Source organism: Rhodanobacter humi (assembly GCF_041107455.1).
Lineage (GTDB): Bacteria > Pseudomonadota > Gammaproteobacteria > Xanthomonadales > Rhodanobacteraceae > Rhodanobacter_A.
This window is the reverse complement of the sequence record NZ_JBGBPY010000001.1, coordinates 2366825-2387172: the sequence shown is the minus strand read 5'-3', so window position 1 is coordinate 2387172 and position 20348 is coordinate 2366825. Positions and strand designations below refer to the sequence as shown.

At 69.7% G+C, this 20348-nt stretch carries 14 protein-coding genes; 9 read left to right on the top strand and 5 right to left on the bottom strand.

Going from position 1 to position 20348, the window contains the following annotated elements; genetic code table 11:
- Positions 1 to 116: 116 nt before the first annotated feature.
- On the bottom strand, positions 117 to 2345 hold the full coding sequence (locus AB7878_RS10360) for an NADP-dependent isocitrate dehydrogenase (RefSeq protein WP_369494291.1): 2229 nt from the start codon (positions 2343 to 2345) through the stop codon (positions 117 to 119).
- Positions 2346 to 2547: 202 nt separating this feature from the next.
- Here AB7878_RS10360 and AB7878_RS10355 point away from each other — a divergent pair, with 202 nt between their 5' ends.
- The gene (locus AB7878_RS10355; RefSeq protein WP_369494290.1) at positions 2548 to 4542 is read left to right on the top strand and encodes a bifunctional 2',3'-cyclic-nucleotide 2'-phosphodiesterase/3'-nucleotidase; all 1995 of its coding nucleotides are present in this window, start codon (positions 2548 to 2550) and stop codon (positions 4540 to 4542) included.
- A 6-nt stretch (positions 4543 to 4548) separates the two neighbouring features.
- Here the strand turns inward: AB7878_RS10355 and AB7878_RS10350 are convergent, their stop codons facing one another.
- The 3 genes from AB7878_RS10350 to AB7878_RS10340 all read right to left on the bottom strand — a co-directional run bounded on the left by AB7878_RS10350 (position 4549) and on the right by AB7878_RS10340 (position 7083).
- Complete coding sequence (locus tag AB7878_RS10350) at positions 4549 to 4986, bottom strand: pyrimidine dimer DNA glycosylase/endonuclease V (RefSeq protein ID WP_369494289.1); 438 nt, start codon at positions 4984 to 4986, stop codon at positions 4549 to 4551.
- Positions 4987 to 5059: 73 nt separating this feature from the next.
- On the bottom strand, positions 5060 to 6352 hold the full coding sequence (locus tag AB7878_RS10345; protein WP_369494288.1) for a c-type cytochrome: 1293 nt from the start codon (positions 6350 to 6352) through the stop codon (positions 5060 to 5062).
- Positions 6349 to 7083 carry a c-type cytochrome gene (locus AB7878_RS10340; protein WP_369494287.1) on the bottom strand — a complete coding sequence of 245 codons (735 nt, stop codon included), beginning with the start codon at positions 7081 to 7083 and terminating at the stop codon, positions 6349 to 6351. Before AB7878_RS10340 ends, AB7878_RS10345 begins: the two co-directional genes overlap by 4 nt.
- A gap of 397 nt (positions 7084 to 7480) precedes the next feature.
- Here AB7878_RS10340 and AB7878_RS10335 point away from each other — a divergent pair, with 397 nt between their 5' ends.
- The 7 genes from AB7878_RS10335 (at position 7481) to AB7878_RS10305 (ending at position 18099) form a co-directional block, all read left to right on the top strand.
- Positions 7481 to 8632, top strand: a complete 1152-nt coding sequence (locus tag AB7878_RS10335) for a homoserine dehydrogenase family protein (RefSeq protein ID WP_369494286.1) — start codon at positions 7481 to 7483, stop codon at positions 8630 to 8632.
- Positions 8633 to 8664: 32 nt separating this feature from the next.
- Positions 8665 to 9624, top strand: a complete 960-nt coding sequence (locus tag AB7878_RS10330; protein ID WP_369494285.1) for a homoserine kinase — start codon at positions 8665 to 8667, stop codon at positions 9622 to 9624.
- On the top strand, positions 9617 to 10951 hold the full coding sequence (gene thrC, locus AB7878_RS10325) for a threonine synthase (protein ID WP_369494284.1): 1335 nt from the start codon (positions 9617 to 9619) through the stop codon (positions 10949 to 10951). Before AB7878_RS10330 ends, thrC begins: the two co-directional genes overlap by 8 nt.
- Before the next feature lie 214 nt (positions 10952 to 11165).
- Positions 11166 to 12443, top strand: coding sequence for a Vi polysaccharide biosynthesis UDP-N-acetylglucosamine C-6 dehydrogenase TviB (gene tviB, locus AB7878_RS10320; protein WP_369494283.1), 1278 nt, complete (start codon positions 11166 to 11168; stop codon positions 12441 to 12443).
- On the top strand, positions 12443 to 13495 hold the full coding sequence (locus tag AB7878_RS10315; protein WP_369494282.1) for an SDR family oxidoreductase: 1053 nt from the start codon (positions 12443 to 12445) through the stop codon (positions 13493 to 13495). The genes tviB and AB7878_RS10315 overlap by 1 nt, the downstream gene beginning before the upstream one ends.
- 364 nt (positions 13496 to 13859) lie before the next feature.
- On the top strand, positions 13860 to 15233 hold the full coding sequence (locus AB7878_RS10310) for a TIGR03013 family XrtA/PEP-CTERM system glycosyltransferase (RefSeq protein WP_369494281.1): 1374 nt from the start codon (positions 13860 to 13862) through the stop codon (positions 15231 to 15233).
- Between the two features lie 55 nt (positions 15234 to 15288).
- Positions 15289 to 18099 (top strand): hypothetical protein, encoded by a 2811-nt coding sequence (locus AB7878_RS10305; protein ID WP_369494280.1) that lies wholly within the window; start codon positions 15289 to 15291, stop codon positions 18097 to 18099.
- Positions 18100 to 18137: 38 nt separating this feature from the next.
- Here the strand turns inward: AB7878_RS10305 and AB7878_RS10300 are convergent, their stop codons facing one another.
- Positions 18138 to 19208, bottom strand: coding sequence for a hypothetical protein (locus tag AB7878_RS10300; protein ID WP_369494279.1), 1071 nt, complete (start codon positions 19206 to 19208; stop codon positions 18138 to 18140).
- A 161-nt stretch (positions 19209 to 19369) separates the two neighbouring features.
- On the opposite strand from AB7878_RS10300, the gene AB7878_RS10295 reads away from it, so the two are divergent.
- On the top strand, positions 19370 to 20284 hold the full coding sequence (locus AB7878_RS10295; RefSeq protein WP_369494278.1) for a cupin-like domain-containing protein: 915 nt from the start codon (positions 19370 to 19372) through the stop codon (positions 20282 to 20284).
- Positions 20285 to 20348: the final 64 nt, after the last annotated feature.

Sequence of the window (20348 nt, the reverse complement as noted above, 5' to 3'; positions counted from 1 at the left end):
TTGATCACAGGCCCCTGGTTCCAGCGATCAGACCCAGCGCCACATTTATCCCGCAGAACGAAACGGGGCGCCAAGGCGCCCCGTTTCGCGTCACGTCACTGGAACGGCAACCAGCCTCACTTCAACTCCGCCAGCGCCGCATTGAACGTGCCGCTGGGCCGCATCGCCTTGCTCACCAGCGCCATGTCGGGGTGGTAGTAGCCCTTGATGTCGACGGGCCTGCCTTGTGCGCCGTTGAGTTCGCCGACGATCTTCGCCTCGTTCTCGGCGAGTTCCTTGGCCAGCGGGGCGAACTTCGCCTTGAGTGCGGCGTCCTCGTCCTGCGCGGCCAGCGCCTGCGCCCAGTACAGGGCGAGGTAGTAGTGGCTGCCGCGGTTGTCGAGCTCGCCCACCTTGCGGGCGGGTGACTTGTTGTTGTCGAGGATCTTGCCGTTGGCCTGATCCAGCGTCTTCGCCAGCACCTTCACGCGTGTGTTGCCGGTCTTGTCGCCCACGAACTCCAGCGACGCCTGCAGGGCCAGGAACTCGCCCAGCGAATCCCAGCGCAGGTAGTCCTCTTCGAGGAACTGCTGCACGTGCTTGGGCGCGCTGCCGCCGGCGCCGGTCTCGAACAGACCGCCGCCGGCCATCAGCGGCACGATGGAAAGCATCTTGGCGCTGGTGCCCAGCTCCATGATCGGGAACAGGTCGGTGAGGTAGTCGCGCAGCACGTTGCCGGTGACCGAGATGGTGTCCTGGCCCTTGCGGATGCGCTCCAGCGAGAACTTCGTGGCCGCCACCGGATCGAGGATGCGGATGTCGAGGCCGCTGGTGTCGTGGTCCTTGAGGTAGCGCTCGACCTTCCGGATGATCTCGCGGTCGTGCGCGCGCTGCGGATCGAGCCAGAACACTGCTGGCGTGTTGCTGAGGCGCGCACGCGACACGGCGAGCTTCACCCAGTCCTGCACCGGCGCGTCCTTGGTCTGGCAGGCGCGCCAGATGTCACCGGCTTCCACCGGCTGTTCCAGCAGCACCTTGCCGGCTTCGTCGATGACCTTGACCACGCCGTCGGCGGCGATCTGGAAGGTCTTGTCGTGCGAGCCGTACTCCTCGGCGGCCTGCGCCATCAGGCCCACATTCGGCACGCTGCCCATGGTGGCCGGGTCGAACGCGCCATGCGCCTTGCAGTCGTCGATGGTGGCGGCGTACACGCCCGCGTAGCTGCGGTCGGGGATGATCGCCTTGCAGTCCTGCGGCTTGCCTTCGGCGTTCCACATCTTGCCGGAGTCGCGGATCATCGCCGGCATCGAGGCGTCGATGATGACGTCGCTGGGCACGTGCAGGTTGGTGATGCCCTTGTCGGAATTCACCATCGCGAGCGCCGGACGCTTCGCGTACTCGGCGGCGATGTCGGCCTTGATCGCCGCCTGCGTCTCCGCCGGCAGGCCACCGAGGCGCGCGTACAGGTCGCCGATGCCGTTGTTCGGATCGAAGCCGGCCTGCTTCAGCGCGGCGGCATGCTTCGCCAGCACGTCCTTGTAGAACTCGTTCACCACCACGCCGAACATGATCGGGTCGGACACCTTCATCATGGTGGCCTTGAGGTGCACCGAGAACAGCACGCCCTGCGCCTTGGCGTCGGCGATCTGCGCATCGATGAAACCGGCCAGCGCCTTGCGGCTCATCACCGATGCGTCGAGGATCTCGCCGGTCTTCAGCGCAACCTTCTCCTTCAGCACCTTGCTGGAGCCGTCCTTGCCGAACCACTCGATCTTCACCGCGGTCGGCGCATCCACCACCACGGACTGCTCGCTGCCGTAGAAGTCGCCGCCGTCCATGTGCGACACGTGGGTCTGCGAATCCGCGCTCCACGCGCCCATCTTGTGCGGGTGCTTGCGCGCGTAGTTCTTCACCGAGAGCGGCGCGCGGCGGTCGGAATTGCCTTCGCGCAGCACCGGGTTCACCGCGCTGCCCTTCACCTTGTCGTAGCGCGCCTTGGCGTCCTTCTCGGCGTCGCTCTGCGGCACATCCGGATAATCCGGCAGCGCGTAGCCCTGCACCTGCAGTTCCTTGATCGCCGCCTTCAGCTGCGGCACCGAGGCGCTGATGTTCGGCAGCTTGATGATGTTCGCATCCGGCGTGGTGGCGAGCTTGCCCAGTTCGGCGAGGTGGTCGCCGATCCTCTGGCCGTCCTTCAGCCGATCCGGGAACTGCGCCAGGATGCGCCCGGCCAGCGAGATGTCGCGCGTCTCCACCGCGATGCCCGCGGTGGCGGTGAACGCCTGCACGATGGGCAGCAGCGAAGCCGTGGCGAGGAACGGGGCTTCGTCGGTGAGGGTGTAGATGATCTTGGGCGTGTCGGACATGGTCGGCGGGGCTCTCTGACGGCGATGGGGAATGGCGCGATGCCAGCGGGCCATTGTCGCGGTTTCCCGCGCGGGCGGCAAAGCGCGGGCCGTACCGGCGCGCATCGCGTCGGTGCGGCGCCAGCCCCGATGCGATGCCGCTTGCCCGACTGCCATGTCGATCTGCTAGCTTGCCGATTCCATGCACTTATGCGATCTCGTCATGTTTCCACGCCGTACCGCGCTTGCCCTGCTCGCCGCCGCCCTGCTCGCCGGCTGCGCCCATCAGCCCTCGCGTGCGCCCGCGCTGCCGGACGGCACGCGCGCCACGGTGGCGATCCTGGAAACCACCGACATCCACTCCAACATCCTCGGCTACGACTACTACAAGCAGAAGGCCGACCTCACGCTGGGTTTCGAGCGCACCGCCACGCTGATCGGCGAGGCGCGCAAGCAGTATCCGAACCACTTCCTGTTCGACAGCGGCGACACCATCCAGGGCACGGTGCTGGCCGACTGGCAGGCGCAGGTGCAGAAGCTGGCCTGCGACCAGGAGCTGGCGATCTACCGCGCGATGGACGCGGTGAGCTACGACGGCGGCACTGCGGGCAACCACGAGTTCAACTACGGGCTGGGCTGGCTCTCGCAGGTCACCGGCACGCCGATGAATGTGGACGGCGGCGAACGGCAGCGTTGCGCCGGCCCGCACTTTCCGCTGGTGCTGGCGAACGTGGACAGCGCGCGCGACGGCCAGCCGATCTTCCAGCCGTGGACCATCGTGACCAAGCCGATCCGCGTGACGCTGCCCGACGGCAAGGCGGAAGACGTGACGTTGCGCGTGGCGATCATCGGCTTCACCCCGCCGCCGATCATGCAATGGGACAAGCAGAACCTGGCCGGCAAAGTCACGGCGGACGGCGTGGTGGAGGCGGCGAAGAAGTACCTGCCGCAGATCGAGGCGCAGCACCCCGACCTGGTGGTCGCGATCGTGCACGGCGGGCTCGACACCGCGCCGTACACGCCCGCGATGGAAAATGCCGGCTGGCACCTGGCCGGCGTGCCCGGCATCGACGTGCTGCTGCTCGGCCACTCGCACACCGAGTTCCCCGGCCCGCGCTTCGCGAAGATGAAGGACGTGGACGACGTGCGCGGCTTCGTGCGCGGCAAGCCCGCGGTGATGGGCGGTTTCTTCGGCAAGGACCTGGGCGTGATAGCGCTGGCGCTGGATCGCGTCGACGGCCGTTGGGCGATCGACAAGCAGGAAACGCACAGCGAGGTACGGCCGATCTGCACGAAACCCGGCGACGCCGCCAGCTGTGTGGCGCCCGATCCCGCCATCGCGCCGCTGGTGGCCGGCGTGCAGGCGGCGGCGGTGGCCTACGTGAACACGACTATCGGCACCAGTCGCGTGCGCATGAGCAGCTATTTCGCCGACGAGGGCGACATGAGCGCGCTCGCCGTGGTCAACGCGGCGCAGCGCGACTACGTGCGCGCCGAGCTGCCGCGCCTGCATCCGGAACTGGCGAATGTGCCGGTGCTCTCCGCCGCCGCCGCGTTCCGTACCGGCTTTGGCGGTCCGGACGACTACACCGACGTGGCGCCCGGCCCACTCACCCTGCGCAGCGCGGCGGACCTCTACTTCTATCCGAACACGCTCGCCGCAGTGAAAACCGATGGTGCCGGCGTGAAGGCGTGGCTGGAGGAATCCGCCAGGCGCTTCAACCGCATCGACCCGGCGAAGGGCACGCCGCAGGAACTCGTCAACACCCGCTTCCCCGGCTTCAACTTCGACCAGCTCCAGGGCGGCATCGCCTACGTCATCGACGTGAGCAGGCCCGCGGGCCAGCGCATCGTGTCGCTGACGTTCGACGGCAAGCCGGTGCGGCCCGACCAGCCCTTCATCGTGGTCACCAACAACTACCGCGCCAGCGGCGGCGGCCGTTTCCCGGGGCTGGACGGCAGGAACATCGTGCTGGCCGCACCCGACGGCACGCGCGAGATCGTGGCGCGCTGGCTGCAGCAGCACCGCGAGATCACCGCACGCGAGCTGCCCGCCCGCTCCTGGCGTTTCGCCCCGCTCAAGACGGCCGGCCCGGTGCTGTTCACCAGCGCCAGCGGCAAGGCCGCCATCGCGCACGCCGACGGGCTCGCCCCCATCCGCGAAGTGAAGGACCACGGCGACGGCACGGCGACCTACGCGATCGACCTGTCGCGCTGACGGGCGCTAACCGCCGGCACGCTCCCACGCGGCCACCGGCCCCGGCTGCAGGCGGAACAGCGGATGGCAGTCCGGGCGGGCCTGTCCGCACCAACGCGCATGCAACGCCGGGTCACGCACTTCGAGCTTGGCCAGCAGGTGCCGCCATTCGAGGTCGAGCTGGCCTTCGTTCAGGGGGAGTGCCGCCACCTCGCCGCGCACCGGCCCGAAACGGCTGCGGTCGAAGCGGTAGCCGCGCGCCTGCGACTCGGCGTGCACTGCGGCGAGATACGCGTTGATCGCCAGCCGCGGCGCGGGATGTTCGCGGAAGCGGTCAAGCTGGGGATGCCGGCGATAGCCGCGCGTGGCGCCGCGCAGCACGGCGCGCGCCAGCAGCGCCTCGCGCCACAGAGCCACCAGGCCTTTCGCATCCAGGTAACGCGGGTGCAGCGACCACAGGCGCATGACGGACCCCCGCAGCCCGGAAACGACGGGCCGGCGACGGTGCAGGATGCCACGCGCAACCCGACGCTGCGATTCAATCCACCGGCGTGTGGCGCAGGCGACCCACTTCGGCGGGCCACACCGCGCTGGCGCGGTTCGACCAGGACTGGCGGATGTAGTTGACCACCGCGGCCACCTCGTCGTCGCTCAACTGCTGTGCGAACGGCGGCATCGAATACGGCCGCGGATTGCCGGCGGTGGCCGGCGCGAAACCGCCCAGCAGCACGCTGCGCACCGCATTGGTGGCCGTGGGCCCGGTCACCGAGCTGTTGCCGTCCAGCGGCGGATAGACGCCAGGCACGCCCTCGCCCTGCTTGCCGTGGCAGGCGGCACACTGCCGCGCGTAGAGCTCGCCGCCCTGCGCGTGGCTGGCGACCTGCGCGAATGCGGCGGGCGCGGGCGCAGCCGCGCGCGCGGGCAGCGCCTGCAGGTAGACCGCGACCGCCTGCCGGTCGGCGTCGCTCATGTGCTGGGTGCTGTTGCGCACCACGTCGGCCATCGGACCGAAGGCGACGCCCCTGGCCGACTGGCCGGTCTTGAGCAGGTCCACGATGTCCTGGCCGCTCCAGCCCGCCAGGCCGCCGCCCGGCTGCGTGCCGAGATCGGGCGCATACCAGTCCTGCACGGGAATGGTGCCGCCGGCGAGATGACGATCCGGCTCCAAGCCGCCCCAGGCGTTGCGCGTGGTATGGCACTCGTTGCAATGGCCCAGGCCCTGCACGAGATAGGCACCGCGGTTCCATTCCGGCGACCGGGCCGGGTCGGGCCGGTACACGCCTGGCTTGAAGTACAGCGCACGCCACGCCAGCAGGCTGCTGCGCACGCTGTAGGGGAAGGCCAGGCCCGGCTCGCGATCGGGCTGGTGCACCGGCGGCAGCGATTTCAGCCAGGCGAAGATCGCCAGCGCGTCGTCGCGGGTGACCTTGGTGAACGAGGTGTAGGAGAACACCGGATACAAGAGCTCGCCGCCGCGGCCCTTGCCCTCGTGCAAGGCGCGCCAGAAGTCCTCGAAGCTCCACTGGCCGATGCCGGTCTCCGGATCGGGCGTGATGTTCGGCGCGGGCACGTCGCCGAACGGCGTGGCCAGCACGCGGCCGCCGGCATAACGCTGACCGCCGCGCTCGGTGTGGCAGGCGGCGCAGTCGCCCACGGCGGCGAGGTATTCGCCGCGTGCGATCAGCGCGGGGTCGCGCAGTTTCGCGGCCTCGGCCTCGCGTTGCGCCGCCGGCACCTGCTGCACGCGGCCGGGCGCGAACAGCCACCAGCCGAGCAGCGCGATCCCGAGCAGCAGGAAGACCAGGATGCCGCGTCGCCACCAGCGTTTCATGGGTTCACCCCGCCGTTGCCCAGCACGCACCAGCCCGGCAGCGGCTCGCGCTGCGCACTGGCCGGCACGGGATGCATGTCGGCCGGCGGCGGCTGGCTGGCCAGCCACGCGGCCACCGCGGCGACATCGCCGCCAGTCATGCGGTTGGCCACCACGACCATGCAGCCGGGGCCGTCGGCGACGCGCTGGTGCGTGCGCCACGCATCGAGCTGTGCATGGATGTAGGCATAGGACAGGCCTGCCAGGCCCGGCATCATCGGTTCCACGCCGGTCAGCGTGTCGCCGTGGCAGCTCGCGCAGGACGGCACGCCGCGGCTGGGGTCGCCGTGGCGCACCAGCTGCTCGCCGCGCTGCATCGCGGCGGCGGACACCGCCGGCGCCGTCTGCCTGCGATACGGCACCTGCTGGGCCGCGAAGTATTCGGCGATCTGGCGCAGGTAGTCCGGGCTCAGTTGGCGCACCACGTATTCCATCGCCGCATGATGGCGCCGACCGCTCTGGAAGGATGCGAGCTGCTGCTGCAGGTACGCGGCCGGCTTGCCGGCCAGGCGCGGCACCTTCGCATCGCCGGGCAGGCCTTCGCCGTGGGCGCCGTGGCAGCTGGCGCAGGCGGCCACGCGCTGTTGCATGGGGTCCGGGACATCCGTTGCGGCGGCGGCCGCACCGGCGCCGGACGCAAGCAGCGCGACGCCGGCACGCAACAGCCAGCGCAAGGGGAAAGAGGGATTCATCGCCGCCATTGTAGTGATGCGGGTCCGCGCCGGACGGCCGAAACGGGCCATCGCGACAACCTGCCGCGGCCGGCCGCCATCATCGGCAGCGGCAAAACGGTTGCAAATGCATCTGTTGACTGCAGTGCAACATCGGACTTAGTGTCAGCACCATGTCGCCGTATTCCGCCCTCGTCCGCATGCACTTCGCCCCGGCTTCCGCCGGCCGCATGCCGTCGCGCGCGGGCGACATCGCCAGCATCATTACCACCACGATTACCACCGGCACCGGTACCACGCGTCCCGGGCGGAGCATCGTGCGTAGCTGAGTTTTCCCACGCAACGGCCCGCCCTCGACGAGGCGGGCCGGCACGCGCCGACACGCCAGACGGGACGGGCCTCCAACGGAGAGGCCGCCGTGATTACCTGTGCACCCGAACAAGTCCTGCTGCACCCCCTGCCGCCATTGGCGATGCCGCGCATCGGCACCACCGGCCGGCGCACGCTGGCGGTGGGCGTGATCGGCCCCGGCCGGGTCGGCGGTGCGTTGCTGGACCAGTTGCGCGCGGCGCAACCGCGGCTGGCGCGCGACCACGCACTGGACCTGAAACTCTGCGGCGTGGTGGCCAGCAAGCGCATGTGGCTGGACTGCGACGACGCCGAGCTCAACGGCCGCCACGGCGGCGCGCAGACCTGGCGACCGAACGACCTCGACGCGTTCGCCGCCCACGTACGCGGCGACGGCGACCGCCACGCGCTGCTGATCGACTGCAGCGCCAGCGAGGCGGTGACCGCGCACTACCCGTACTGGCTGGCCGCCGGCCTGCACGTGGTGACGCCGAACAAGCTGGCCGGCAGCGGCCCGCTGGAGCGCTGGCAGGCGATCCGCGCCGCCTGCGCCGGCGGTGCGCGCTTTCGCTACGAGGCCACCGTCTGCGCCGGCCTGCCGGTGGTGCAGACCCTGCGCGATCTGCTCGACACCGGCGACGAACTGCTAGGCATCGAGGGCATGTTCTCCGGCACGCTGGCGTGGCTGTGCAACCGCCACGACGGCAGCCAGCCGTTCTCCGCGCTGCTGCGCGAGGCGCATGCGCTGGGCTATACCGAACCCGACCCGCGCGCCGACCTGTCCGGCCTCGACGTGGCGCGCAAGCTGGTGATCCTCGCCCGCGAGGCCGGCTGGCCGCTGTCGCTGGAACAGGTGGACGTGGAGAGCCTGGTACCGCCCGGACTGGCGGCGGTATCGCTCGACGAGTTCATGCAGCGCCTGGCCGAACTCGACGCGCCGCTGGCTGCGAAACTGGCCGCCGCGCGCGCCGCAGGCGGCGTGCTGCGGCATGTCGCCAGCCTCGACCACCATGGCCGCGCCAGCGTGCGCCTCGCGGTGCTGCCGACCGCGCATGCCTTCGCGCACAGTCGGCTCACCGACAACGTGGTGCAGTTCACCACCCGCCGCTACTGCGATAATCCGCTGCAGGTGCAAGGCCCCGGCGCGGGGCCGGAAGTCACCGCGGCCGGCGTGTTCGCCGACCTGCTGCGCATCGCCGAGTCGCTGGGGGTGCAGGCATGAACGCCCTCGCCGACGCCCCGCTGCAGGAACCCATGAGCACACGATCGCCCCGCCTGGACCACGCCGCCGCCTTCGCGCCCGCCTGCGTGGGCAACGTGGGCGTGGGCTTCGACATCCTCGGCCACAGCATGGCCGGCGCCGGCGACCGCGCCGAAGTGCGCCGCATCGCCGAGCCGACCGTACGCATCGCGGCGATCCACGGCGTGACCCGCGAGCTGCCCCTGGAAGCGCAGCACAACACCGCCGGCGCCGCCCTGCTCGCGCTGCGCAAGGCGCTGGGCCTGCACCACGGTTTCGAACTCGTGCTGCACAAGGGCATCGCGCTGGGCTCGGGCATGGCCGGCTCGGCGGCCTCCTGCGTGGCCGCGCTGGTGGCCGCGAACGCGCTGCTGGAACGGCCGTTGCCGCGCGAGGCGCTGTACGGCTTCGCGATGGACGGCGAGGCGGTGGCCAGCGGCGGCCGCCACGGCGACAACGTGGGCCCGCAACTGCTGGGCGGACTCACGCTGGCCACGCACGAGCGCGTGCTGCGCATCCCGGTGCCCGCCGACTGGCACTGCGCGCTGGTGCATCCGCACTACGTGCTGGAGACGCGCAAGTCGCGCGCCGCGCTGGCCGGGCATTACGCGCTGGGCGAGTTCGTGGCGCAGAGCGCGAACCTGTCGCTGCTGCTGGCCGGTTGCTTCCGCGGCGACGCCGCGCTGGTGCGCGAGGGCCTGAAGGACGTGCTGGTGGAGCCGCGCCGCGCGCCACTGGTGCCGAACTTCGCGCGCGTGAAGCAGGCCGCGCTGGATCATCGCGCGCTGGGGGCGAGTATTTCCGGCGGCGGGCCCAGCGTGTTCGGCTGGTTCGAGCATCGCGCCGAGGCGGAGGCGGCTGCCGTCGCGATGCGGGCGGCGTTCGCCGAAGCCGGGTTGGGCAGCGACGCCTTCGTGGCGCCGATCGATGGGCCGGCGGCGGTGCTGGTCGATGACGGGATGGAGCATGAGTGACACGCCGCGCTACCTAAGCACACGCGGCCGCGCACCGGCCGCCACATTGGGCGAAGCGATCGCCGCGGGGCTGGCGCCGGATGGCGGCTTGTATGTGCCGGAGCGGTTACCCGCGCTCGATCCCACGGACTTCGATGCACAGGGAACGCTGGCGAATACCGCGGCGACGTTGCTGGCGCCGTTCTTCGCGGGTGACCCGCTCGCCTCCGAACTGCCGGCGATCTGTGCGGAGGCGCTGGATTTCCCGGTGCCGTTGCGCACGCTGCCGTATCGCGATGCGCAGGTGCTGGAGTTGTTCCACGGGCCGACGGCGGCGTTCAAGGACGTGGGTGCGCGCTTTCTCGCCGCCTGCCTGCGCCGGCTGCCGCGGGCGGATGCGCGGCCGCTGACCATCCTGGTCGCCACCTCGGGCGATACCGGCGCGGCGGTGGGCGCGGCGTTCCATCGCCAGCCGGGCGTGCCGGATTCAAATGTGCGCGTGGTGATCCTGTATCCCGACGGCCTGGTCTCGCCGCGGCAGGCGCACCAGCTCGGCTGCTTCGGCGACAACGTGCAGGCGCTGCGCGTGGCCGGCCGCTTCGACGACTGCCAACGCATGGTGAAGGCCGCGCTCAACGACGCGGAACTGCAACGCGACGTGCCGCTCAGCTCCGCCAACAGCATCAGCCTTGGCCGGCTTCTGCCGCAGATGAGCTACTACGCGCATGCCGCGCTGGCGTTCTGGCGCGAACGCGGTGCAGCGCTCAACTTCATCGTGCCCACCGGCAACCTCGGCAACGCGCTGGCCTGCCTGTGGGTGCGCGCGCTGGGCCTGCCGGTGGGCGAGGTACGGCTGGCCTGCAACGCCAACGCCACCTTGCCAGAGTTCTTCGCCGGCCGCGATTACGCGCCGCGCGAAGCGATCGCCACGCTGGCCAACGCGATGGACGTGGGCGCGCCCAGCAACTTCGAGCGCCTGCGCTGGACTTTCGGGAGCGACGACGTGGCGCTGCGCCACGCCCTGCACGCCGAAAGCGTGGACGACGCCGGCATCCGTCACACGCTTGCCGCACACGCGCGCGAGCATGGCGAAGTGTTCTGCCCGCATACGGCGACCGCCGTGCACCTGCTCGATCGCCTCCGCGCCAGCGGCGACACGCAGCCGTGGGCCGTGGTCGCCACCGCGCATCCGGCGAAGTTCGAGCAGGTGGTCGAGCCGCTGCTCGGCCATCCCGTCGACGTGCCGTCCGCGTTGGCGGCGATGCTGCAACGCTCAGCCAGCGCCGAGCCGCTGGCAGCGGCGGATGCGGCGCTGGAGCGCTGGCTGCGCGAGCAGGCTACGGCCTGAACGCAGCCACGCCGGCGACCGCACGTGCTATGCGACAGGACTGGGCAGCCGCTACGATAGGTCGAGCGGGAGCGCCTGCGTCACGGATCGCGCATGCGATCCCGCGCCTGCGGCACGCGGCTCCGTCCGCGACCGCGGCGGCGCGACCGCCGCCATCCGTCGCGGCCGCCCAGAGGCAGCCGCGTGCCAGCCAGCAGATCCCAAGGACGCTCGCATGCGGAATCCGCAAGACAGCAAGATCGCCATCATCGGCCTGGGCTACGTCGGCCTGCCGCTCGCGGTGGAATTCGGCAAGCACTACGACACGCTCGGCTTCGACATCAACCAGACGCGCATCGCCGAACTGCGCGCCGGCGAGGACAAGACGCTGGAAGTGGATGCCGACGAACTGGCCGCCGCGACGCGGCTGACGTTCTCCGCCACGCTGGATGATTTGCGTGCCTGCAACGTCTACATCGTCACCGTGCCCACGCCGATCGACGCCGCCAAGCGGCCCGACCTCACGCCGCTGGTGAAGGCCAGCCAGATGCTGGGCCAGGTGCTGAAGCCCGGCGACATCGTGGTGTACGAGTCCACGGTCTATCCCGGTTGCACCGAGGAAGTGTGCGTGCCGCTGCTGGAACAGGGCTCCGGGCTGGAGTTCAACCGCGACTTCTTCGCCGGCTACAGCCCCGAGCGGATCAACCCCGGCGACAAGCAGCACCGCGTCACCGGCATCCTCAAGGTCACCTCCGGCTCCACGCCGGAAGTCGCCGATTTCGTGAACCGCCTGTACGGCTCCATCATCACCGCCGGCACGCACCGGGCCAGCTCGATCAAGGTGGCCGAGGCGGCCAAGGTGATCGAGAACACCCAGCGCGACCTCAACATCGCGCTGGTCAACGACCTCGCGATCCTGTTCAACAAGCTGGGCATCGACACGCTGGAAGTGCTGCAGGCGGCCGGCACCAAGTGGAATTTCCTGCCGTTCCGGCCCGGCCTGGTCGGCGGCCACTGCATCAGCGTCGACCCCTACTACCTCACCCACAAGGCGCAGGAGGTGGGCCACCACCCCGACGTGATCCTGGCCGGTCGGCGCACCAACGACGGCATGGGTCCGTACATCGCCAACGAGGTGATCCGGCTGATGGTGCGCAAGGGCATCAACCCGGTGCATGCAAAGGTGCTGATCCTGGGCCTGGCGTTCAAGGAGAACTGCCCGGACCTGCGCAACACCCGCGTGGTCGACATCGTGCAGGCGCTGCGCGGCTACAACGCGCAGGTCGACGTGCACGATCCGTGGGTGAACGCCGCCGAGGCCGAGCACGAATACGGCCTCGTGCCGCTGGCCGAGCCGCCGGCCGGCGCCTACGACGCGGTGATCGTGGCGGTGGGCCACCGGCAGTTCGTGGCGCTGGGCGCGGATGGCGTGCGTGCCTACGGCAAGCCGGCATCCGTGGTCTATGACGTGAAATACGTGCTGCCGCGCGAGGCAGTGGACGGGAGGTTGTGATGACGACGCTCGACACCTTGCTGCCGGCCGATCTGCAGGCGCGCGTGCGCGCCGGCTCAGGCACCTGGCTGGTCACCGGCGCGGCCGGCTTCATCGGCTCCAACCTGGTCGAGGCGCTGCTGGGCCTGGGCCAGACCGTGGTCGGCCTGGACAACTTCGCCACCGGCCACCGGCGCAACCTCGACGAGGTGGAGAAGCTGGTCGGCGCCGAGGCCTGGTCGCGCTTCCGCTTCGTCGAGGGTGACATCCGCGAGATCGACGACTGCCGCACCGCCTGCGCCGGCGTGCGCCACGTGCTGCACCAGGCCGCGCTGGGCTCGGTGCCGCGCTCGATCGAGGACCCGCTGGCCACCCATGCGGCGAACGCCACCGGCTTCATCAATATGCTGGTAGCCGCGCGCGACGCCGGCGTGGCCAGCTTCACCTACGCCGCCTCCAGCTCCACCTACGGCGACGAGCCCAGCCTGCCCAAGGTCGAGGACCGCATCGGTCGCGCGCTGTCGCCCTATGCGGCGACCAAGCTGTTCGACGAGATCTACGCCGAGGTGTTCGCGCGCTGCTACGACTTCAAGTCCATCGGCCTGCGCTACTTCAACGTGTTCGGCCGCCGGCAGGATCCGGAAGGCGCCTACGCCGCGGTGATCCCGCAGTGGATCGCCACCATGATCCGCGGCGAGGAAGTGTTCATCAACGGCGACGGCGAGACCACGCGCGACTTCTGCCACGTGGCCAACGCGGTGCAGGCGAACCTGCTCGCGGCGCTGGCCGCCGACGAGCACCGCGACCTGGTCTACAACGTGGCGGTGGGCCAGCGCACCAGCCTCAACCAGCTGTTCGACGGCCTGGTGCAGCAACTCGCGGCCGAGCGCGTGCGTTACGGCCAGCCCCCGGTGCACCGCGAATTCCGCGCGGGCGACGTGCGCCATTCGCTGGCCGACATCAGCCGCGCCGCCACGCGGCTGGGCTACGCGCCCACCCACACCCTGGTCCAGGGTCTGGGCGAGGCGATGCCATGGTACCTGGGCTTCATCGCGCAGCAGACCACCGCCTGAGCCGGCGGCAACCGACGCCTGCCCGGCATCCCGCCGGGGCGGGCCCGGCACCGGCGCGGCCGGCAGGCTCCGCGCACCAACCCTGCCCCCCTCCGTCGAAGCCGGCAAGTCGGGCGTTTCGTCGTGCCCGCCCGCCATGTGCCCGCCCATGCAGCACCCCGGCGCCGGGGTCCATTCGCGGCAAGCGGGTTCCGGCGGGATGGCTCATCCGGTGAGGGTAATTTCATGTTTTGTGATCTGTTTCGCAAAACACATATTGCGAAACGGTCACGTAAATGTTATGGACACCGGCTCGCCGCATTGCTACTCTTCCAATCCCACCGGCACCGGATGCCGGGGAAGGGGGAGAGGGATGTTGCGCTTCATGCACCGACAGTCCACGCGCTGGCTGATTCTGCTGGCCGTGGCCGAAATGCTTCTGCTTTGCGCGTCGTTGAGCATCGCCATCTGGGTGCGCTTCGGCAGCATCGACGAACTGAGCCACCTGCCCGCGCGTTCGCTGATGTTCGCCGGAGTGCTGGTGCTCGGCCTGGCGGCGATGGGCCAGTATCAGGCGCACATGCGCGCGACCTGGTTCGGCCTGCTGGCGCGCCAGGCGGTCGGTTTCGCGCTCGGCGGACTGGGTCTGGTCGTGGCCTATTACGTGCTGCCGAAGGCCTACGTGGGCCGCGGCGTGCTGGGCATCGCGCTGGCGCTCGGCTTCGTGGCGGTCACCGCGTTCCGCGCGGCGTTCCTGCAGCTGGTCGAGGTGGAGGCGTTCAAGCGGCGCATCCTGATCCTCGGCGGCGGCACGCGCGCGTCGCAGATCCACAGCCGCATGCGCCGCCGCTCCGACCGGCGCGGCTTCGTGGTGGTCGGTTTCGTGCCCCGCCCGGGCGAGGCCGTCGACGTGCCCGTGGAACTGCTGGTCACGCCCGATGCGCCGCTGGACGTCTGGGCCGAACGACACGGCATCGACGAGATCGTGGTCGGCGTCGACGATCGCCGCGGCAGCCTGATGATGGACGAGTTGCTCGAATGCCGGCAGCTGGGCATCGAGGTGACCGACCTCACCACCTTCTTCGAGCGCGAATCCGGCCGTGTGCAGCTGGCGTTGACGTATCCCTCCTGGCTGGTCTACTCGGGCGGCTTCTACGCCTCGCCGATGCGCCGGCTCAGCAAGCGCTGTTTCGACCTCGCCGCGGCGCTGCTGGTGCTGGCGCTGACCTGGCCGCTGATGCTGCTGACGGCATTGGCCATTCATCTCGAATCCGGCCCGGGCCAGCCCATCCTGTACCGCCAGGAACGCGTGGGCGTGCGCGGCCGCACCTTCTGGCTGATCAAGTTCCGCAGCATGCGCACGGACGCCGAATGCGACGGCGTGGCGCGCTGGGCGGCCAAGAACGACGACCGCGTGACCCGCGTCGGCTGCTTCATCCGCAAGGTGCGGCTGGACGAGCTGCCGCAGCTGTGGAACGTGCTGAAGGGCGAGATGAGCTTCATCGGCCCACGGCCCGAGCGGCCGCAGTTCGTCGCCGATCTCGCGCAGAAAATCAGCTACTACAACCTGCGCCACTGCCTCAAGCCGGGCTTGGCCGGCTGGGCGCAGCTGCGCTACCCCTACGGCGCGTCGGAGGACGACGCCGCCGAGAAACTCAAGTACGACCTCTATTACGTCAAGAACAACAACCTGCTGTTCGACCTGCTGATACTGATCCAGACGGTCGAGGTGGTGTTGTTCCGTCGCGGTGCACGCTGACCGGAAGCCCCCGTCGGGAACGGCCTGGCGGACCCATCTGATCCGAGGATTCGCCATGCCGAGCCGAAGCTTGCCGGGTCACCCGGACACTTCTGTCCAGCGCCGCCGTCGCCACTGGCGCTGGCGCGCGATGCTGGCCGCAGTCGCGGCCCTGCTGGCAGCTGTGGTGATGGCACAAGCGATCGTGCGCATCCGCAACGAACGCGTGGCGCCGCTGCCGGCCAGCCCGACGACGACAGCCGCCGCGGTCCGGACAGCGGAACCAGACGTCTCCCCCGCACCGACTCCCGTCGCAGAGGCGCCCGAGCAGCCCGCACCCGCCGCGCCGGTGATGCAAGCGGCGCGAGCCACGCCGGATGTCGCCGCCGCCGTGCAGCTGTCCTCGGAGAGCCTGGCGTGGATGCACCAGGACCTGCCTTGCGAAGCCGGCGTCGCCCCCTGCAAGCCCGCGCACGTGCTGGCCTTGGTGGATGCCCGGGTGACGCCGCCTGCGCACGGCGCACCCGCTTCCACGCCCACGCCGGCCGCCTTCGGGGTGCGGGCGCTGGCCGCCGTGACGCTGGCGCCGCATCCGCGCCTGATCCTGGACGGCACCACGCTGGCCGCGCTGCGCCAGCGGGCCACCTCCTCCAATCCGCAATGGACGGCGCTGAAGGCCAAGTGCGACTCCTACATCGGCGGCACGGTCGAATATCCCTCGGGCAACGCTTACCCGAACCTGCCCAACCTCGGCCAGGGCTACCAAGGCAGCGACTACGTGCCCGCGCTGCTGGCCGAGGGCATGTGCTACCAGGTGCTCAAGACCAGCAACGCCTCGGCGGCCGCCAGCTATGGCGCCAAGGCCGTGGACATCCTGATGAAGATGTCCGCCTCCGGCAGCCAGGGCCAGCCGCCCTGCACCGACAGCGGCTACGGCATGCGCTTCTACGGCGTCGGCATGGGCCTGGGCTACGACTGGGTCTGGGACCTGCTCACGCCGACCCAGCGCACGCAGGTCTACACCACCGCGAACGCCTGGATCACCGCCTGGGAGGCGCCGAACGGCTGCGCCGATTTCGAGTACGCGCATCCGCAGAGCAACTACTACGCGGGCTACTTCCACGCCAAGGCCGCCATCGCGCTGGCCACCTACGACGAGAACCCCTCGGGGCCGGCGGAATGGGACGACTGGCTGAACAACCAGTTCGCCAAGCGCGTGCAGCCGTACTACCAGCTGCACCTGCTGGGCGGCGGCTGGCCGGAGGGTTACGCCAACTACGCGCCGCTGGGCATCCTCAACATGACCCTGCCCATGCGCGAGGTGAAAACCGCCACCGGCCAGGACCTGGTGCACGCCAGCGCACCGTACAGCTATCCGACGGACAGCGCCGAGTACGCGATGCACTTCACCTGGCCCTCTCGTACCTATTTCGATGACCGCGACACCAACCATTCGAACTCCGACAGCCAGCCGCCGGGCACGACCCAGGTGGGCCTGTTCCAGCAACTGCTCGGCGCGCTCGGCTACTGGGGCTCGCCGCACACCGCGATCTTCCGCCAGTACCTGGCCGACGTGGACGCGGCCACCAGCGGCTACGGTTACGCGGACGAGTGGCTGCGCTTCCTTTCGCTGGACCCGGCCGGCACGACGGCGCCGGTGAGCGGCTTGCCGCTGTCGTATTTCGCGCCGGGCCTGGGCGCGGTCGCGGCGCGCTCGGACTGGGGCAACAGTGCCGCCTGGATGTCCTTCCGCGCCGCGCCCTACGCGAACAACCCCGGGCAGGGCGAGGAATACTTCGACCAGGGCAGCCTGGCCCTGGTGCGCGGCGGCACGCCGCTGCTGCTCAACGCCACCGGCTGGCTGGTGCACAACCCCAACGGCACCGCCGACGAGAACCTGGTCTACAACGACAACTACGGCAGCTTCAGCAGCGGCAACGTCTACTCGGGCAACCGCCAGATCTACAACATCTTCTACGTGCGCAACCTGAGCAACGGCGCGCCGGCCGAGCAGTACGGCCAGTTCGCCAGCACCACCGAAAGCAACCAGGCCAGCACCAAAGTCGCCGCGTTCGAGGACGGCAGCAGCTACGTCTACGTGCTGGCGACCGGTCTGCAGGACATGTACCGCCGCTTCGCCGCCGGGCCGGCCGTGACCAACTGGTCGCGCGAGATCGTGTACGTGCGGCCCAACCGCTTCGTGGTCTACGACCGCACCACGGCGGGCAGCGCGAGCTACGACCAGTACCTGGCCTGGCATTTCCCGGCGAATCCGGCCTCCAGCACCACCAGTACCGGCGGTAACCGCCTCGACATCACCTATGGCGGCAGCTACGCCGGCGCGATGACCACCGTGCTGCCGCAGAACGCCACGCTGTCCACCACGGCGATGTACCCGTCCAGCAACCCGACCAAGGCATGGCAGGTGCAGGTGCGCTCGCCGGTCGCGGGCGCCAGCCAGCAATGGCTGACCGTGTTCGACCTGTCCACCGCGTCATCCACGGTGGCCGGCGCGAAGCCGGTGATCGTCGCCCAGGGCGGCATCCTCGGCGTGCAGCTGGCGGCATCGGACGGCAGTGCGGTGGTGGTCAGCAGCACGGGTGCGGCCGGCACGCCGCTGAGCGGCACGATCGGCTACACCGTCGACAACCTTGCCGCGCTGCACGTGATCACCGACCTGGCGCCGTCGACCGGCTACACCGTGAACGTCGCGACCAACGGCAACCAGCAGACCATCACGGTGACTCCGGGCGGCTCCACCATGAGCAGCGTGCACGGCGTACTCAGCTTCACGGTGAGCGGCGGCAGCGTGCAGCAGCCGACACTGCGGCCGCCACCGGTGTCCAACCGGCCGGTATCCGGCTATCCCAGGCCGTATACGGGATGAGTGCAGCGGTGGAGATGCCGGCCGTGTGCAAGCGCCCTTCAACCATCCTGCTCGATGTCGGTGATGTGCAGGCCGATGCCGACGTCACCGTCGCGGCGTGCGTCCATGCCGTGCACGAAGAACGGTTGCCGGCCGCGCGTGACGAAACCCTCGGCGTGCCACGCATCGAGCACGGGCCGGGCGGCCGTCAGGCGCAGCTCGATCGCGTCGTAGCCGGCCGCGTAGCCCATCCGGCACAGCTCGCGGATCGCACGGCGGTCGGCCGTGCGCACGCCGCCGGCGAACCAGGCGTCGGTCACGGTCATGAGCCCGGGTGCGCGCACGTTGGTCTCGCAGGCGAACCACGCCAGCAACGGCGCGCCCGACGCCGGGGCGACCAGCAGGAAGCGGCGGCGTACCGCGGGCAGGCCGAGGAAGCGCCACTCGAGTATCTGCGTGCTGCGCACCGTGCACAGGCCCTCGCCATGCTCGGACTGCTCCCACAACACCTGCATGCGGGGATCGACGGCATCCGTCCAGGCCACGTGCAGGGCGGCGCGGCGCCCCGGCAGAGGCAGGTGCCGGCTGGCAGCGAGCGCAGCGTCCAGCAGCGCGCCGCCGGCGCGACCGAGCGGACCGGGCAGCACACGCGTCATGTACTCGCGATAGCGCAGCACGCGCACGTGCCGGGACAGCTGCGCGGGCACCGCGAAACCCGCACGCTTGCAGACCGCGCCGCCGCGGGCGTTGGTCATGGCGTAGCCGAACGCGAAATGCTCCAGGCAGATGGCGGCCATGGCCCGCGCCAGCAGGGTCGCGGGCTTGAGCGAGCGATGCGCCGGCAGCACCACGAAATGGCTGGCGACGCCGGCCAGCCGTTCGCGTCCCTGCCACAGCATGGGTCGCGGACCCACGCCGACGGTGCCCACGATCTCGCCGCTGGCGCGATGACGCAGCAGTTGCAACCGCGGTTGCCTGAACGGACAGCCCAGGTAGAACACGTCATACATCCGGTCGAGCTGGTCCCGCCAGCCGATCTGGCCGCGCCAGAGGCCGATCACGGTGTCGCGATCCCGTTCGAGGTGGCCCTCGACCGTCTCGTAGCGATCGTCGAATACGACGTCGTGCATTTCCATGGGCTCCGGATTTCCGAGCGCGGCGCCAGCGGATTCTGTGCGACGCCTGCTTTGCATACAAGACGAAACCGTCAAGACGAAACCGTCGCGACAGGGACCGCAGGCAGCACGCGCGCGCGCGACCACAGCGGCAACGGCACGGCGGGGATACGGGCATGAGCCAGCGACCGAATTGCATGGACATCGATTGGGACGCGTTCGATCCGTGGCATGTCCAAGCGGTGCGACACCGATTGATGGAGCACCCGTTGCTACAGCCAGCCCGGCTAGTGGAATTCGGTCGCCGCCTTGAGCGCGCGGCACAGCTCTACTCGTTCAGCAACGATGTCACCGCCGGCACCAATTTCAGCGAAGCGGGAAACACGAATCCGAACCGCAAGTCTGCGCAGGAGACTCTTCAGGACATCGCCCATGCCAAGGCATGGATGTTGCTTCGTCATGTGCAGGGCGATCCGGCTTACCGCGGGCTTGTCGATTCCGTGCTCGATGAAATCAAACCGCAGGTCGAACAAAAGGACCCCGGCATGTGCTACCGGGCCGGCTGGATTTTCGTGTCCTCGCCGCACACGGTCACGCCGTTCCACATCGACCGCAACCACGGCATTCTGCTGCAGGTGCGCGGCAGCAAGACCGTCTATGTATGGGATCCCGACGACACCACGGTGGTGAGCGACCGCGCGCGCGACTGGTTCCACGGCCATCGCGAGCTTGCCTTGGTCGAGTGGCACGAGGAATTCCGCGCCCGCGCACATGTATTCCACCTGCAGCCCGGCATGGGCGTGTACATGCCGCTGACCAGCCCGCACATGGTCGAGACCAGCGACGAGCCGTCGACGACGCTGAGCCTCAGTTACAACACCGAGGCATCGCGTCGCAATGTGTTGCTGCACGTCGTGCACGACCGGATGCACGGCCTGGGGATCGACTTGCCTCCGGTCGGTCGGCGTCCCCGCTTCGATGCGTGGCTGCATGTCGCAGCGCATGCCGCGGATGGCGCGCGCAGGTACGCGCGCCATCGGCTGGGCCGGCCTGTCCGTTTCGATGGAGCGCCCTACGCCTCAGACGATTGAGCCGGCAGGCTGGCCGCCTCGATCGCCGGCAGGCGCACAGGGCAAGTTCAATGAGTATGCAGTT